This is a genomic window from Ruegeria sp. HKCCD7628 (assembly GCF_057221005.1).
On record NZ_JBWVBA010000001.1, the window covers coordinates 143,402 to 159,070 of the forward strand.

The 15,669-nt window shown below is 57.0% G+C and carries 16 protein-coding genes; 6 read left to right on the forward strand and 10 right to left on the reverse strand.

Features of this window, described 5'->3' with window-relative positions; translation table 11 throughout:
• Positions 1–21 precede the first annotated feature (21 nt).
• Complete coding sequence (locus tag AC2TAD_RS00735) at positions 22–279, forward strand: acyl carrier protein (RefSeq protein WP_170354151.1); 258 nt, start codon at positions 22–24, stop codon at positions 277–279.
• 9 nt (positions 280–288) lie between these two features.
• Positions 289–1,497, forward strand: coding sequence for a beta-ketoacyl-[acyl-carrier-protein] synthase family protein (locus AC2TAD_RS00740; RefSeq protein ID WP_480495711.1), 1,209 nt, complete (start codon positions 289–291; stop codon positions 1,495–1,497).
• A 57-nt stretch (positions 1,498–1,554) separates the two neighbouring features.
• On the opposite strand, the gene AC2TAD_RS00745 is transcribed toward AC2TAD_RS00740, so the two are convergent.
• Positions 1,555–2,151, reverse strand: a complete 597-nt coding sequence (locus AC2TAD_RS00745; RefSeq protein ID WP_170751172.1) for an invasion associated locus B family protein — start codon at positions 2,149–2,151, stop codon at positions 1,555–1,557.
• A 437-nt stretch (positions 2,152–2,588) separates the two neighbouring features.
• Between AC2TAD_RS00745 and AC2TAD_RS00750 the strand changes: the two genes are divergently transcribed.
• Positions 2,589–4,130, forward strand: coding sequence for a helicase HerA-like domain-containing protein (locus AC2TAD_RS00750; RefSeq protein ID WP_480865510.1), 1,542 nt, complete (start codon positions 2,589–2,591; stop codon positions 4,128–4,130).
• Between the two features lie 35 nt (positions 4,131–4,165).
• Here the strand turns inward: AC2TAD_RS00750 and AC2TAD_RS00755 are convergent, their stop codons facing one another.
• The 7 genes from AC2TAD_RS00755 to AC2TAD_RS00785 form a co-directional block, all read right to left on the reverse strand.
• Positions 4,166–4,420: a hypothetical protein gene (locus AC2TAD_RS00755; protein WP_247742620.1), complete on the reverse strand. Its 255-nt coding sequence runs from the start codon at positions 4,418–4,420 to the stop codon at positions 4,166–4,168.
• A gap of 181 nt (positions 4,421–4,601) precedes the next feature.
• On the reverse strand, positions 4,602–5,915 hold the full coding sequence (locus tag AC2TAD_RS00760; protein WP_480865511.1) for a branched-chain amino acid ABC transporter permease: 1,314 nt from the start codon (positions 5,913–5,915) through the stop codon (positions 4,602–4,604).
• Complete coding sequence (locus AC2TAD_RS00765) at positions 5,912–6,922, reverse strand: branched-chain amino acid ABC transporter permease (RefSeq protein WP_480865512.1); 1,011 nt, start codon at positions 6,920–6,922, stop codon at positions 5,912–5,914. The genes AC2TAD_RS00760 and AC2TAD_RS00765 overlap by 4 nt, the downstream gene beginning before the upstream one ends.
• Positions 6,922–7,356, reverse strand: a complete 435-nt coding sequence (locus AC2TAD_RS00770; RefSeq protein WP_480865513.1) for a hypothetical protein — start codon at positions 7,354–7,356, stop codon at positions 6,922–6,924. The genes AC2TAD_RS00765 and AC2TAD_RS00770 overlap by 1 nt, the downstream gene beginning before the upstream one ends.
• A 1-nt stretch (position 7,357) precedes the next feature.
• Positions 7,358–8,188 carry an ABC transporter ATP-binding protein gene (locus tag AC2TAD_RS00775; protein WP_170751180.1) on the reverse strand — a complete coding sequence of 277 codons (831 nt, stop codon included), beginning with the start codon at positions 8,186–8,188 and terminating at the stop codon, positions 7,358–7,360.
• Complete coding sequence (locus tag AC2TAD_RS00780) at positions 8,185–8,973, reverse strand: ABC transporter ATP-binding protein (RefSeq protein WP_170354159.1); 789 nt, start codon at positions 8,971–8,973, stop codon at positions 8,185–8,187. The genes AC2TAD_RS00775 and AC2TAD_RS00780 overlap by 4 nt, the downstream gene beginning before the upstream one ends.
• A 127-nt stretch (positions 8,974–9,100) precedes the next feature.
• Positions 9,101–10,282, reverse strand: coding sequence for an ABC transporter substrate-binding protein (locus AC2TAD_RS00785; RefSeq protein ID WP_480865514.1), 1,182 nt, complete (start codon positions 10,280–10,282; stop codon positions 9,101–9,103).
• A gap of 150 nt (positions 10,283–10,432) precedes the next feature.
• On the opposite strand from AC2TAD_RS00785, the gene AC2TAD_RS00790 reads away from it, so the two are divergent.
• Both AC2TAD_RS00790 and AC2TAD_RS00795 read left to right on the forward strand, forming a co-directional pair.
• The gene (locus AC2TAD_RS00790) at positions 10,433–11,533 is read left to right on the forward strand and encodes a PQQ-dependent sugar dehydrogenase (protein ID WP_480865516.1); all 1,101 of its coding nucleotides are present in this window, start codon (positions 10,433–10,435) and stop codon (positions 11,531–11,533) included.
• An 80-nt stretch (positions 11,534–11,613) separates the two neighbouring features.
• Positions 11,614–12,141 (forward strand): GNAT family N-acetyltransferase, encoded by a 528-nt coding sequence (locus tag AC2TAD_RS00795; protein WP_480865517.1) that lies wholly within the window; start codon positions 11,614–11,616, stop codon positions 12,139–12,141.
• 6 nt (positions 12,142–12,147) lie between these two features.
• On the opposite strand, the gene AC2TAD_RS00800 is transcribed toward AC2TAD_RS00795, so the two are convergent.
• A complete protein-coding gene (locus AC2TAD_RS00800; protein ID WP_170354163.1) occupies positions 12,148–13,152 on the reverse strand; it encodes a GlxA family transcriptional regulator in 1,005 nt (334 codons plus the stop codon).
• Positions 13,153–13,321: 169 nt separating this feature from the next.
• Between AC2TAD_RS00800 and AC2TAD_RS00805 the strand changes: the two genes are divergently transcribed.
• Positions 13,322–14,692 carry a class II 3-deoxy-7-phosphoheptulonate synthase gene (locus AC2TAD_RS00805; protein WP_353389721.1) on the forward strand — a complete coding sequence of 457 codons (1,371 nt, stop codon included), beginning with the start codon at positions 13,322–13,324 and terminating at the stop codon, positions 14,690–14,692.
• Between the two features lie 217 nt (positions 14,693–14,909).
• Here AC2TAD_RS00805 and AC2TAD_RS00810 read toward each other — a convergent pair whose 3' ends face one another.
• Complete coding sequence (locus AC2TAD_RS00810) at positions 14,910–15,530, reverse strand: PAS domain-containing protein (protein WP_480865518.1); 621 nt, start codon at positions 15,528–15,530, stop codon at positions 14,910–14,912.
• Between the last annotated feature and the right edge of the window lie 139 nt (positions 15,531–15,669).

Consider the following 15,669-nt stretch of genomic DNA (forward strand, 5'->3'; position numbering starts at 1 on the left):
TGTGATAATCAGAGGATCGACATGAGCATCACCGACCGCGTCATCGCCATCATCGCCGAGCAGGCCGTGCTGGAACCTTCGGATGTGACGCCCGATAGTACGCTCGAGGATCTGGGAATCGATAGCCTTGGACTGGTCGAGAGCATTTTCGCCATCGAGGAAGAGTTTGACATCTCGGTCCCGTTCAATGCGAACGAACCGTCGGCCAGCGATTTTGACATCTCGAACGTGGCGGCAATCATCGCGGGCATTGAAAAACTCGTGTCGGAAAAGGTCTGACACAGGATCATGAAACGCGTTGTTATTACCGGGGCCGGAACGATCAACTCGTTGGGCCATTCCGTTCCCGCGACGCTTGAGGCGATGCGCGAAGGGCGTTGCGGCATTTCGGACCTCGAGTTTCGTGACGTCGAACGGCTGGCCATCAAAATTGGCGGTCAAGTCCGCGGATTCGAAGCCGAGGGCCGTTTTAACCGTCAACAAATGAGCCTGTATGACAGGTTCACGCAATTCACTCTGACCGCTGCGAAAGAGGCGATCGAACAGTCTGGCATCGAGTTCCACGGCGACTTGGCCGCGCGTTCAGGCGTTGTTCTGGGAACCGCAGGGGGCGGTGTATCGACTTGGGACGACAATTACCGCTCGGTCTATGAGGATGGTAAGAACCGGGTTCATCCATTCGTCGTGCCAAAGTTGATGAACAACGCGGCAGCCAGCCATGTTTCGATGGAGCATAACCTCAAGGGGCCCAGCTTTACCGTATCGACAGCCTGTGCATCGTCCAACCATGCCATGGCGTTGGCGTTTCAGATGGTCCGCAGCGGAGCGGCCCCGGCAATGTTGACCGGTGGCGCGGAATCCATGCTGTGCTTTGGCGGGGTCAAGGCATGGGAAGGGCTGCGGGTGATGTCCAAAGATGCCTGCCGTCCTTTTAGTGCCAATCGCAACGGAATGGTCCAAGGCGAAGGCGCGGGCGTCTTTGTCTTTGAAGAATACGAACACGCACGTGCGCGCGGCGCTGACATCCTGTGCGAAGTGGTCGGTTTTGCCATGACCTCGGATGCGGCCGATATCGTCATGCCCAGCAAACAAGGGGCTGCACGTGCGATTTCGGGTGCTTTGTCTGATGCGGGTATCAATGCGGATCAGGTGGGATATATCAACGCCCACGGCACCGGAACGGCGGCCAATGACAAAACAGAATGCGCGGCGGTTGCGGATGTGTTCGGTCCACATGCGGATGATCTGATGATCTCATCCACCAAGTCCATGCATGGCCATTTGATCGGCGGAACCGGTGCGGTTGAGTTGTTGGCCTGTATAATGGCGCTGCGCGACGGCGTCATTGCTCCGACTATTGGCTACGAAGAACCCGATCCTGAATGCGCACTGGACGTAGTCCCAAACGAGGCGCGAGAATCTAAGGTTGATGTCGCGCTCAGCAATGCGTTTGCATTCGGCGGTCTTAACGCTGTGCTGGCATTAAAGCAGGTCTAAGGCCCTAAACATTCGAGGCGGCTGATCTGAAAAGCCGCCTCTTTTTTGCATCGGGTATCAATTCTGCTGCGCTTGCAGTCCGTCAAATCCGGCAGTGAACCCGGCCAGAGAAACTTCTAGTTCCAACAACTGCGTCGGCGCTACCACAGATACCAGCGAGAGCACGGCCTTGCTTCCGGCTTTCATCGCGTCGACATCGCCTTGCGTGAACCCTAGCTGCGCCAGACAACCCACAGGGTTGCAGTGGTGGTAATTATAGCGGCGGCCTGGGGCACCATCTATTGATAGCGCAATCTGCGCCTGCAGAAGAACTTCCAGAGGGACAAGAACGGTTGCGCCGGCAATCGCGGCGGAACCTTCGGGCAGTTTGGTGACCGTGATATCCGCAATGGGCTGCCCTTCTTGACCGTTCAGAACCTGACGCATCAAGCAGGGATCATCTCCGTTTTCTGTCTTCAGGCAAGTGATATCCCAGTCGCCGGATTGTTCCTTGACATATTGCTCGCCCACGCGCGGGCCGGCTTCGCCCAGGTCCAGATCGCTTCCGACCTGTGTTTGTGGCGTTTCGCTGTCTTGCGCGGCTTCCTGTGCAAAAGTAGCACCGCACCAGAGCGCGGTCGCAAGCAAGCTATAAGATAGAGTGTTCTTGATCATGAATGCCTCGGTCAGGTGATTGATCTTTTTTTCTCGTCTAGCATCCCTGATCGGCAGTGTCAGTCGCTAAGGTGGACCAAGCCGATAATCTGGTCGGATTTTTGCCGGTTTATACGATATCGTGAAACCAGCACCAGATGTAGAAAGGGAGCCGGTGGAGCGGCTCCCTTTCATAGAATTTTCTCCCCGTCGGACTGGCCGACTTAGTTATGCGCAGACGTTACGAAAGGGGAGCGCAACGGTCAACTGCTAACCTGAAATTTTAATCTCAAAAGCGTGATTTGTCCAAAAAAGCCGCGCCATAAGGCGCGGCCAGTCGACAGGGAGGAAGATTGCCACCCACGCGCTTAAACGCGAAGGCAGCGATTAGACTATCGCAGGCAAATGTTAAATTTGTATGGTGAGGACAGATCGGTTCAAATCAAGGCTGAAAATCTATGGAAAACAGTATCTTCTTGGGCGGTGGTGGTGAGGATTATGGGCAGCCGCAGGCCCTTGCATTGAAATACGCCAACCGGCACGGCCTGATCGCCGGAGCGACAGGAACTGGCAAAACAGTGACATTGCAGATTTTGGCCGAGGGATTTTCGCAAGCCGGCGTTCCCGTTTTCCTATCCGACGTCAAAGGGGATTTGTCCGGGTTGGCCAAGGCGGGAAGCGAAACTCATAAGCTTCAACGGGCTTTTCAGGAACGCGCCGAGCGTATTGGGTTTACGGATTACGTATACGGCGCTTGCCCGGTTACCTTTTGGGATTTGTTCGGCGAGCAGGGCCACCCGGTCCGTACAACAGTGACTGAAATGGGCCCGCTGCTTTTGTCCCGCCTGATGGATCTTAGTGAGGCGCAGGAAGGCATCCTGAATATAGCTTTCCGAGTGGCAGACGATGAAGGAATGCCCCTTTTGGACCTGAAGGACCTGCAGTCGTTGCTGGTTTGGATCGGCGAGAACCGGTCGCAACTGTCACTTCGGTTCGGAAATGTCTCGACGGCATCGATCGGAGCTATTCAGCGGCGCCTCTTGGTGCTTGAAAATCAGGGCGGGACCAACCTGTTCGGAGAACCAGCGCTCGAGTTGGCGGATTTAATGCGCACCGACGCACAGGGGCAGGGGATGGTCAACATTCTGGCGTCGGACAAGCTGATGGGGTCGCCCCGCCTTTATGCGACATTCCTTCTGTGGCTGCTCAGCGAGTTGTTCGAGGAACTGCCCGAGGTCGGCGACCCCGAAAAGCCTAAGCTGGTGTTCTTTTTCGACGAAGCGCATCTGCTGTTTGAAGACGCGCCAAAGATCCTTGTCGACAAGGTCGAGCAAGTCGCACGCCTGATCAGATCCAAAGGTGTGGGAGTGTATTTCATCTCGCAGAACCCTGCTGACATCCCCGAGGATATTCTTGGGCAGCTTGGAAACCGCGTTCAACATGCGCTGCGTGCGTTCACTGCACGGGATCGGAAAAATCTGCGTCTGGCCGCAGAGACATATCGAGAAAACCCCGCCTTCGACACCGAGGCAGCAATTCGTGAAGTCGGCGTCGGCGAAGCTGTCACCTCGATGCTGCAAAAAAAGGGCGTGCCCGGAATTGTCGAGCGCACGCTGATCCGCCCGCCAGGGACTCACCTTGGGCCGATTACCTCAGCCGAGCGGCAAACGCTCATTGATGCTTCGCCCATGCAACAGAAATACCGCGACTTGAAAGACCGAAAGTCGGCGTTCGAGATTTTGCAGTCACGGGCGGATGCCGCTGCTGAGGCGGCTCAACAGGCCGAGGAAGAGATCGAAACCAAGTCCGTAGCCGAGCGAGAGTTCGCAACAGCCCGCAGATATTCAGGCAGTCGTGTTGGACGCTCATCTTCCCGAGTATCGCGCAAGAAAGACACGTTCGCGACCGCCATGAGTGAAGCTGTCATCAAAGAGCTGAAAGGAACCACTGGCCGGCGTATTGTCCGCGGAATTCTTGGGGGTTTATTCAAAAGCAGGTAAAACCGGGAAAACAGGCTGCTTTCCCGGCCGAAGGGTCACCCTTTCAGTCGGCGCTGGCCTTCCTGCTTGCAATAGGCATCGGCCTGAGGAACCGTCAGCTTGGTCGCGGGGAAATCAATGGCCCGGTCCCAGTTCACGCGATCCTGGCGATAAAGCTGACAGGTGATTTCACCTTCGGGCGTCTGGATTTTCACCGGGGTGGTTTCAAAATCTTCTGGGCTTGGAACACACCCTGTCAGCCCAGCGATCAGCGTCAGAAAAAGGATTGGTTTGGCTAGTGTCATAATCATGTGAACTCTTTATTGTGAGTGTTTGGTCGCAGTCTCAAGCGGTTTGTCTAAATTCCGGTAAACACCGGAAATTTTCCTGGGGCCGCATGGTGTGTAACGTGCTCTAGACGGGAGAGGCGGGTAAATCAAGAAATCACGCCCGAAATCAGGCGTGATTGTAGTGCCTCTCAAGATGAAGTGATCATTTTTCCGGAATGAGGCCACGGGGGCTGAACCTGAGAACGATCAGCAATATCAGCCCCATAGTGAACAGGCGCATATGCGCGGCACTTTCGATCAAGTGGTCTTTCAGCGCACTTCCTTCGGGCATTCCGGACGTGATCAGGTTCATCAGCCAAAGACCAATGGGTTCCACCTGAACCCACAGGAACCAGATCAAGAACGCACCCAAAACCGCTCCGAAATTGTTACCCGAACCGCCGACGATCACCATGACCCACACAAGGAAGGTAAAACGCAGCGGGTTGTAGGTGCCCGGTGTCAGCTGCCCGTCCAGGGTGGTCATCATTGCGCCAGCGATGCCACAGATTGCAGAGCCAAGAACAAAGATTTGCAGGTGCCGGCGCGTGACGTCCTTGCCCATCGCTTCGGCCGCGACTTCATTGTCGCGAATGGCGCGCATCATGCGGCCCCATGGGCTTTTCAGCGCCATCTGCGCCATCCATAGCAGCACTAGCAGCACTATGGTGAACAGCAGCGAATAGCCCAGCTTGACCGAAAGCGTCGAGGCAGTAACGGGATCAAGACCCAGCCATTCGGCGCGAGCGATGAAACCGGGATCTGCTTGCAATTCGACCTCATATCCCACCACAGGTGCCGGGCGCGGAATGCCGTAGACATTCTTGACGCCGCGGGCCAGCCAATCCTCGTTTTTCATGACGGCGATGACGATTTCGGCAATCCCCAAGGTCGCGATGGCAAGATAATCGGATCGCAACCCCAGTGCAGTTTTTCCGATCAACCAGGCTGCCCCGGCTGCCAGAAGACCGCCAGCAGGCCACGCGATCAGGACCGGCAGGTTCAAGCCGCCGATGTTACCCGCTACGGCCGGGTCGATCGCCTCGATCGCTGCGACATTGGGGTCAAATACCGCGCGGTAGATAAAAAACCCCACAATGAGTATGGCCACAATCGTCAGTGTCTGAACCCGACCTTTTGGTAATTTCCGGGCGGTCACGACGGCCGCAACCACGGTCGCGGCACCCAGCACCAGCGACAGTATGACCCCATACCCACCTGCGACCCACGCACCGGGTGTCGGTGGTGTCGAGACCAGAACAACCGCCAACCCGCCCAAGGCCACAAACCCCATGACGCCGACGTTGAAAAGACCGGCAAATCCCCATTGCAGGTTTACCCCGATCGCCATGATGGCCGAGATCAGCCCCATGTTCAGGATCAATATGGCCGAGTTCCAGCTTTGCGTGAAACCGGACAGCAGGATCAGGCTGGCAACGACCACAAAAAGCAGTGTGTTTTTGACGGGCTCGGTCATACCGCTTTCCCCTTGAACAGGCCCGTGGGCTTAAACAGAAGCACGATCAGCAGGATGGCAAAGCTGACGGCGAATTTGTAATCGGTGGACAGGAACTGGACCAATCCAGAAGGCTCCAGACTTTCAGGGGCCAGATAGGTCAGTACCTTTTTCCACGCATAGGTGATGGTCACTTCGGAAAACGCGATGATGAAGCCACCCGCGATGGCGCCTAGTGGGTTGCCCAAGCCACCCACGATGGCCGAGGCAAAGATCGGCAGCAGAAGCTGGAAATAGACGAAGGGCTTGAAGCTTTTGTCGAGGCCATAGAGCACACCTGCAGTGGTCGCCAGCGCGGCAACGATGATCCATGTGATCATCACCACGCGTTCCGGGTTGATGCCAGACAGCAACGCCAAGTCCTCGTTGTCCGAATATGCCCGCATCGACTTGCCGGTGCGCGTTTTGTTCAGAAACCAGAACAGCAGCACCACGGCGACAACGGCCACGACCACGGTAATACCCTGAGAGGTCTTGATCGCCAGCCCTTCACGCAGGCCGGTCATCGCTTTGAAGTCACGCGCCGAGACGATGAACCGCGCGCCGTCCGAAAAGCGTTGATCATCCGGGCCGATGATGAAGCGCACAACGCCGTTCATGATGAACATCACCCCCATCGACACGATCACCAGAATGACCGGTTTGGCCTTTTGTTCGCGGTAAAAGCGGTAAACCAACCGGTCGGTGACCAGCACCAGCACGATGCATCCCAGAATGGCAAAGGGCAGGGCCAGCAGAGCGGTCGGCAGCGGTCCGAAACTGACCCCAGCGGCCTGCAGGCCCCACGTGACCAGAACCGCAATCATCGCGCCAAAGGCCATCGTGTCGCCATGGGCAAAGTTCGAGAACCGCAGAATTCCATAGATCAGCGTCACCCCAAGAGCGCCCAACGCCAACTGGCTGCCATAGGCGATTGCGGGAACTAGAACGAAGTTGGAGAGCGCCACAAGGGCGTTGAGGAAGTCCATTAAAACTCCTGCTCGCATTTGCCTGAGAATGCGCGTCGTCCGTTGTTAGCTTTCGTATAGTCGGCATAGCGCAGCGGTTGGGTTAGAAACGTCACTGATAGTTCGGTGGTCGAAGTCTTTGTCACATACATATACTCGTGTTTATCACCTTCGACCCGGAACGCTGTCAGCAAATCGTTTTGTGAAGTGGCGGTCCACTCTTGCCCATCGGACAAGCGAATTTTCGAGGTGATCTCGCCTGCTCTGGCGATCCTATCGACTGAAAAATCTCCGAAGCTACTTTTTATTCGCTCGGGAGGTGTGCCCAATAGTTCAAGCGTGAACTCATCGCCCTCACAGTTCTCCACGTTTGTGCAGATTTCTTGCAGTATGCAGGGGGCTGCCCATGCTGAACTGCAAAAAGAGGTAAATACGACAATCAATACGGTTCTCACCTCACCCCCCCAAGAAACTCTTACGTACTTCAGGATCGGCCAGCAGTTCTTTGCCCGTGCCGGTATAGGCGTTCCGCCCCTGAACCAGCACATATCCCTTATCCGCGATCTCCAGCGCTTGACGGGCGTTCTGTTCGACCATCAGGATCGGCAGCCCGGTGCGCGAGACCTCGATGATCCGGTCGAACAGCTCATCCATAACGATGGGCGAGACACCAGCGGTCGGTTCGTCCAGCATCAGCACCTTAGGTTGTGTCATCAGCGCGCGGCCCACGGCGACCTGTTGGCGTTGACCGCCCGACAGCTCTCCCGCCGCTTGGTTGCGCTTGTCGCGCAGGATGGGGAAGAGGTCATAGACCTGCTCCATCGTTCCCGAAATATCGTCGCGGCGGATGAAAGCGCCCATCTCAAGGTTTTCTTCCACCGTCATCGACGTGAAGATGTTCGAGGTCTGCGGCACAAAGCCCATCCCGCGCATCACCCGGTCTTGCGGGCTGAGGTTGGTGATGTCCTCACCGTCCAGCCGCACCGCGCCCGAGCGCACGTCCAGCATGCCGAACACGGCTTTCATCGCGGTGGATTTGCCCGCGCCATTGGGGCCGACGATTACCGCAATCTCACCCTTTTCCACGGCGATGGTGCAGTCGTGCAGGATGTCTGGACCCTTGCCATACCCGCCAGTCATGGTGTCGCCGATCAGGAAGGGGCCGCCTTCGACCTTGTGCGTCTCACCGCTTGTGCGATGGGCGGGGGTCATGGTGCCGACACCATGCGTATTGGTGATCGAGGCGTCCTTGTTGCCCTTGTCGTCCTGGTAGGGGTTGTCGCTCATGCGCCCGCCTCCAGCTTGTCTTTGTTCTTGAGGCCGGTGCCCAGATAAGCTTCGATCACCTGCTCATTGGCCTTGATCTGATCCAGAGTGCCTTCGGCCAGCACCTTGCCCTCGGCCATACAGATGACCGGGTCGCAGATCTTGCCGATGAAATCCATGTCATGCTCGATGACCACGAAGGTATAGCCGCGTTCCTTGTTCAGGCGCAGGATCGTGTCGGCGATGGTCATCAGCAGGGTGCGGTTAACGCCCGCGCCAACTTCGTCCAGAAACACGATCTTGGCGTCGACCATCATGGTGCGGCCCAGTTCCAGCAGTTTCTTCTGCCCGCCCGAGACCTGACCGGCCTTGTGATCGGCCAGATGTTCGATGGTCAGGAATTCCAGCACCTCATCGGCCTTGGCCTTCAAAGCGCGTTCTTCATCGGCGATACGCTTTCGGCCGAACCACGTGTTCCAAAGCGATTCACCCGATTGCGCCCCCGGAACCATCATCAGATTCTCGCGGCAGGACATCGAAGAGAATTCATGCGCAATCTGGAAGGTGCGCAGCAGGCCCTTGTGAAACAGCTCATGCGGGGGCAGGCCGGTGATATCCTCACCATCCATATGGACCTTCCCGCTGGTCGGCGGCAGAACGCCCGCGATGACATTGAACAGAGTGGTTTTTCCGGCCCCGTTCGGCCCGATCAGGCCGGTGATCGAGCCCTTTTGGATTTCCAGCGATGCCCCGTCCACCGCATGAAACCCGCCGAAATGCTTGTGCACGTCTTCGACGACGATCATCTTTTCCCCTAGCCGCCGTTTTCCGGCGTTGTTGCCACATCCCTGTACGAATGGTGCGGGCTTTTGTCATTGAAACAGCCCGGACACAAGGCCCGGGCTGCTTGTTTTTATGACTGTTAACCTTGGATCAACGGAAGTTGACGGTCTTGTTCTCGCCGTCGGTCACTTCGATCTCGCGATACGAACCCGCGCTTTCACCGGGGCCGATCAGCTCAACGCCTGATGCGCCGACATAGTCGATGTCCTGACCGGCAGCCAGCAGCTCCAGACCTTTGGCCAGCTCACCGGGATAGATTTTCTCGCCCGGAGCATTGGCAACGTCCATGATCTTGCCGCCGTAATCGGCAGGGTTGGTGGATCCAGCCGCCTGCATCGCCAGCATGAACAGCGCAGCCGCGTCATAGCTTTCCGGCGAGTAGGGCGACGATCCGTCGAAACCTGCGGCTTCGGCCATGGCGAAATACTTCTCGGCACCTTCACCACCCGAGCCTGCGATCTGACCGAACGAGCCGTTCAGGTCGGGGCCAACATTGTTGGGCAGCGAGTCACCGATCATGCCGCCGGGCAGACCGAACGTGTCAAACGCACCGCTGTCCAGCGCAGATTGGATGATGCCCAAACCGCCCTGATCCAGATAGCCTGCAACAACCAGAATGTCGCCACCGGCCGAGGCCAGTGCGCCCACTTCGGCCGAGTAGTCGGCCTTGCCGTCTTCGTGCGCGGCAACGATGGTCACTTCGCCACCTGACGCCTCAAACGAGGACTGGATCGCGTCTGCCAAACCCTTGCCGTAGTCGTTGTTGGTGTAGGTCAAAGCAATCGAGCTGATGCCACGGTCATTCAGGATGTCCGCCATCACCTGACCTTCACGCGCGTCCGACGGGGCGGTGCGGAAGAACAGGCCGTTATCTTCCATGGTCGACAGGCCGGGCGAGGTCGCCGACGGCGAAATCATCACCATGCCGTTCGGGATCGCGACGTTCTGTAGGATCGCGCCGGTCACGCCCGAGCAATCGCCGCCAATGATGCCAGCAACACCATCCGCGATCATGCGTTCCCCGTTCGAGGTGGCCAAACCATTGTCGATACAGCCAGTGTCTGCACGCGACGCGGTCACTTTGGTGCCATCCAGCAGCTTGCCGGATTCGGTGACCTCGGCCATCGCCATCTCGGCACCCGAACCCATGGCCGGGGCCAGCGATTCAATCGGTCCGGTGAAGCCAAACAGAACACCCAGCGAAATGTCTTCGGCCAGTGCCGGACCAGCCAGCAGAGCGGATGCTGCAGTTGCAGTAAGCAGCTTTTTCATATGGTTACTCCCTATTGTGAACGTATTCGTTCTGGTCACGACCCTAGGCAAGCTGTTCGGAAAAGAAAAGTCCTAACGAAAACGTGTTTTTGTCGAGAGGAAACCTATTTGTTTTCTTAGTGCTAACACAGCGGTTCCAAGGTGAAAAACATGACGGTTCGGGTATTTGCGATTCTTGTTTTTATGTTCGGCACGGGTTCCGCTTTGGCGGATACGCTGAAAACCTCCGCCGGGAATGTTCAGGTGGACACGATGGTCGAGGACCTGGATACGCCATGGGCCATCGGTATTCTGCCCAACGGCGCATTTCTCGTGACCGAACGGGATGGTGAGTTGTTGTATGTCGCAGAAGGAACAGCCAACCCTGTGAGCGGTGTTCCGAAAGTGGTTGCGAACGGGCAAGGTGGGTTGCTGGATGTCACGGTACCAAAGGATTTTGACCAGAGCCGTGAAATTTTCCTGACATTTTCAAAATCACAGCGGGGTGGTGCTGGCACTGCACTTGCCGTGGCGCGTTTGTCGCAAAGTGGAGATCGTTTGACGAACCTACGGGTGATTTTTGAGGCGCTGCCCGGAGGCTCGGGCGGTCGCCATTTCGGCTCGCGGGTGGTCGAAGCGACGGACGGGACACTGTTCGTCACAATCGGAGATCGCGGTGATCGTCCTCAGGCGCAAGACAGGACGAACCATATTGGTACGGTGGTCCGCATCAATCGCGACGGCTCTGTCCCCGCGGATAACCCGTTCGTGGGCCAAGCCGATATTCGGCCCGAGATTTGGTCCTATGGGCACCGAAATCCACAAGGTGCGGGGCTGGACGCCCAAGGCCAGCTTTGGACATCGGAACATGGTGCGCGCGGAGGCGACGAAGTGAACTTGATCCGCCCCGGCTTAAACTATGGATGGCCCGTGATTTCATACGGAAAGCACTATTCCGGACAAAGTATTGGCGAAGGTACCGCCAAGGACGGAATGGAGCAGCCGCGTCACTATTGGGATCCGTCCATCGCTCCGTCCGGCTTGTTGGTCTATTCGGGAAAACTGTGGCCGCAATGGGCAGGGGATATTTTCGTTGGATCGCTCAAATTCAACTACATCGCCCGACTAACGGGTGCCCCCCTGAAAGAAGTCGAACAGATCAAAGGCCCCGAAACGGAACGCGTTCGGGATATCGTCGAAGCACCGGACGGAACGATCTGGTTCATTTCCGTGGGACAAGGAGCGGTTTTCCGGCTTTCACCTGACACATAAGGTGCTGGCCTCTATCCTTGACTGTTGACCCTGAACCAGGCTTGTTTTGGGGCATCAGGGTCATATCAGGGTGCTGTCCATTGCGCGACTTCTCGATAGAAATGTGTGACGACCTGCCAGATCACGAGGAGCTGAACGGAATCCTGTCTCAGTACTATGCGTTGATCGTTCAACGCATGACGGCCATGGGGTTTGAAATAGACCCGGCTGCTCCGAAAAGCGCATTGGCAGAGTTTTGGGCGCGGTCGGATGACTATCTACCGCCGAACGGGTGCCTGGTTCTGGCGAGAGACCGCACGGGTCAGATCATAGGATGCGGCATGATGAAACGTCTGGATCAGGAAACTGGTGAATTGAAACGGGTGTTCGTGACCGAAACTGCACGCGGCACAGGTGCAGGGCGAGCCTTGATTGAAGCGCGAGAGGACGCGGCGCGTTCCTTGGGACTAAAGCGCCTGGTGGCCGACACGCTTACACCGAATATCGAGATGCGGAACCTCTATCCGAAATTGGGATTTTTAGAGCTTTCCGAACCCATCGAGACGACCACCTATCTGGATCAGCCCATGCTGAGGCCGCATCTACACTACTTTGCTAAGACCCTGTAAGCCCGGTCAGACGGAAAGCCGCCCGGCTTGGGCTCCGCGTTCGCGGTAAGGCGTAGTGTTGTAATGCGCACGATAGCATTTCGAGAAATGGCTGGGTGAGGCAAAGCCACAGGCCAGGGCCACGTTGATCACACTCATATCCGTTTGCATCAGCAAGTTGCGCGCCTTGTGCAGGCGCAGCTCCATGTAATACCGTTTGGGCGACCTGCTTAGATAGCGGCGGAACAGGCGTTCCAACTGACGGGTCGACATACCCACGTCTTTGGCCAGAATCGAGGGCGAGATCGGCTCTTCGATGTTCTTTTCCATCATCAGGATAACTTGGCTAAGCTTTGGATGCCGAACGCCGATCCGGGTAGGTGTGGACAGACGCTGAGTGTCCTGATCGGTACGGATCGAGGAATAGATCATTTGATCGGCGACGGCATTGGCAAGATCTTCACCGTAGTCATCGGCAATAATCTTCAGCATCAGATCAATCGACGACGTCCCGCCCGCCGTTGTCATCCGGTTGCCGTCAATTTGGAAAACAGACTTGGTCAGCTCGACCTCATCGAATTCTTCAACAAAGCTGTCTGCGTTTTCCCAGTGAATGGTTGCGCGTTTACCGTCCAGCAAACCAGCTTTGGCCAGCGTGTAGGCAGCTGTGCACAACCCCCCGATCTTGAGGCCACGCCGTGCTTCACGCCGCACCCAGTTCAGAACCTTTTTGGTTGTCGCGGCCTGCACGTCGACGCCACCGCAAATCATCACAACGTCATCGCGCTGCAACTCATTCAGGTCGGTGTCCAACTTAAACTCGGTCCCGGCCGAGCATTTGACAGTCTCGCCTCCTTCGCCCGCGAAGGTCCAGGAATACAGATCTTTGTCAGCCATCCGGTTCGCGATACGCAAACTGTCCAACGCCGAAGCGAATGACAAAAGCGAAAACTTGTCCAGCAGGACAAACACGAAATTCCGGGGGTTGGCCGCAGTGTCTTGCACCGTGACAACTTGGCGTTGCTCTTGCATGGCGAGGTGTCCTTGATTCGGCGCCTGATGACGTTGCGTCTGGCGACAGATGTGACAGCCACCATGATCAAAGGTTGTTTAGGTCGTCAAGGGGCGCAAATCGGATATGGTCACTCTGCAATGCATTTTGTATAGAGACGACCTGAATACTTCAGCGGAGATCAAAGCTATGACCGAGTGGCAAAAATCGAACTGGCGCAACAAGCCCCGGGTTCAGATGCCAGACTATACCGACGCGGCCGCGCTGGCCAAGGTCGAGGCCCAGCTTGCACAGTATCCCCCGCTGGTTTTTGCGGGCGAGGCGCGACGCCTAAAACAGCAACTGGGTGCCGCTGGCCGCGGCGAGGCATTCCTGCTGCAGGGCGGGGATTGTGCTGAAAGCTTTGAACAATTCAGCGCGGATGCGATCCGTGACACCTTCAAAGTAATGCTGCAGATGGCCATGGTTCTGACCTATGGCGCCAAGGTGCCAGTGGTCAAAGTGGGCCGCATGGCGGGTCAATTCGCCAAACCGCGCAGCGCGCCGACCGAGGTGATTGATGGCGTGGAGCTGCCCAGCTACCGTGGTGACATCATCAACGAGTTGGCCTTTACGCCCGAAGCCCGTATTCCGAATCCATCCAAAATGCTGCAAGCCTACACTCAGGCGGCGGCCACGTTGAACCTGTTACGGGCATTTTCGACCGGTGGTTTCGCCGATATGAGCCGCGTCCATTCCTGGACGCTGGGCTTTACCGACGATCAGGACGTTCAGAAATACTCGGAAATCGCAGACCGCATTCAGGATTCCATCGACTTCATGGATGCTGCCGGGATCAATGCCGATACCACGCATGAATTCTCGACTGTCGAGTTCTACACCAGCCACGAAGGGCTGCTGCTGGAATACGAAGAGGCGCTGACCCGTCTGGATTCAACATCAGGCAACTGGCTGGCCGGCTCGGGTCACATGATCTGGATTGGCGACCGTACCCGTCAGCCCGACGGTGCGCATGTGGAATTCTGCAGGGGCGTACAGAACCCGATCGGTCTGAAATGCGGTCCGACCACGACCGCCGAAGACCTCAAGGTTTTGATGGCCAAACTGAACCCCGAAAATGAAGAGGGCCGCCTGACCCTGATCGCACGCTTCGGTGCCGGTAAAGCGGGTGAGCATCTGCCGCGTCTGGTCAAAGCGGTCAAGGAAGAGGGCGCCCAGGTCACTTGGGTCTGCGACCCGATGCATGGCAACACGATCAAGTCGGCCACGGGATACAAGACCCGTCCGTTCGATTCGGTCCTTCGCGAGGTGCGCGACTTCTTTGGCGTCCATCAGGCGGAAGGCACGATCCCCGGTGGCGTGCATTTCGAGATGACTGGTCTGGACGTCACCGAATGTACCGGAGGTATTCGCGCCGTTACGGAAGAGGATCTCTCGGATCGTTACCATACTGCTTGCGATCCACGCCTGAATGCGTCGCAGTCGCTTGAACTGGCATTCCTTGTCGCGGAAGAGCTTACGTCATTGCGGCGCAATCGGACCAAACGCGAAGCCGGTTAACGGGGCGCGGATATTCCAAACGAATGAAAGCAAGGCGTCAAATGACTTTTGTTGTTTGACGCATTATTTGCAGAACCTTGAACCAATATCCGATCCTCGCACGCTGTTGCGTATGGACAGAGCGCCCCAACGCAAGGTCGGGCGCTACTGGAAAACCGGTCAGATCCTCCAACTTCCTTTTTCCGAAGGCGCCAACTCGGACCAGACGCCAACTCCGTTAGTCGTCACGCGAAACGACCAATCGTAAATGCGAACCGGGACGGCTGAATTCTGCGGTGTCTTCCGCAAAACCTGCCGGTTCCGGCGCTGGACGCTTGCTGGGGGCCTGAACTTCGGACACAGGGCGGAGCTTGCGATCGCGCACGCCAAACCGACGTGGTGTGGGGCCTGTTGGGCCGTCGCTGACCATAACGCCTAACACCCGGCTGATGTCGCCGAGATCGCTTTTCAGCGGCAAGAGTATCATCCGCGCCTCCAGCCGAAGACGACCCAGCGCTCCGGTCGACATCAGACCCAGCTCGGCAATCGCAGGGCCGCCAAACACCTGTTCCAGTGTATCGGTGACCTGTTCACGCGCTTCTGCTTCGAAGAACGCGGTCAGAGGCATTCCACGCACCTCCATACCCGCAAGTTTGTTCAGATGACTGCCCGCCAGTCGGAAACGTGCCAAGCCGGGCGCGATGCGTTCAAGGATAAAGGTATATTCCAGTATGCTCTCAAGCCCACGCGGGTCGATTTGCGCGCGCATAGGAACACTGTCGCCGGTCAGCAGCGCTGTCCAATATGCCTCGGCCTGCCGGATGGGCGACAGGCTGCGCCCACTGTCGAATCGATCCATAGCGACGATCCTTCCAAAACTTGACCCGGATCCGTTCCCGAAAAAGGTTTGCATTTCATCACCCTAGCATCAATCGACCACGATTTTCATAAAATGCCAGATACCGGGGGCATCACTGACTGACCAGTCCTGACGGTGA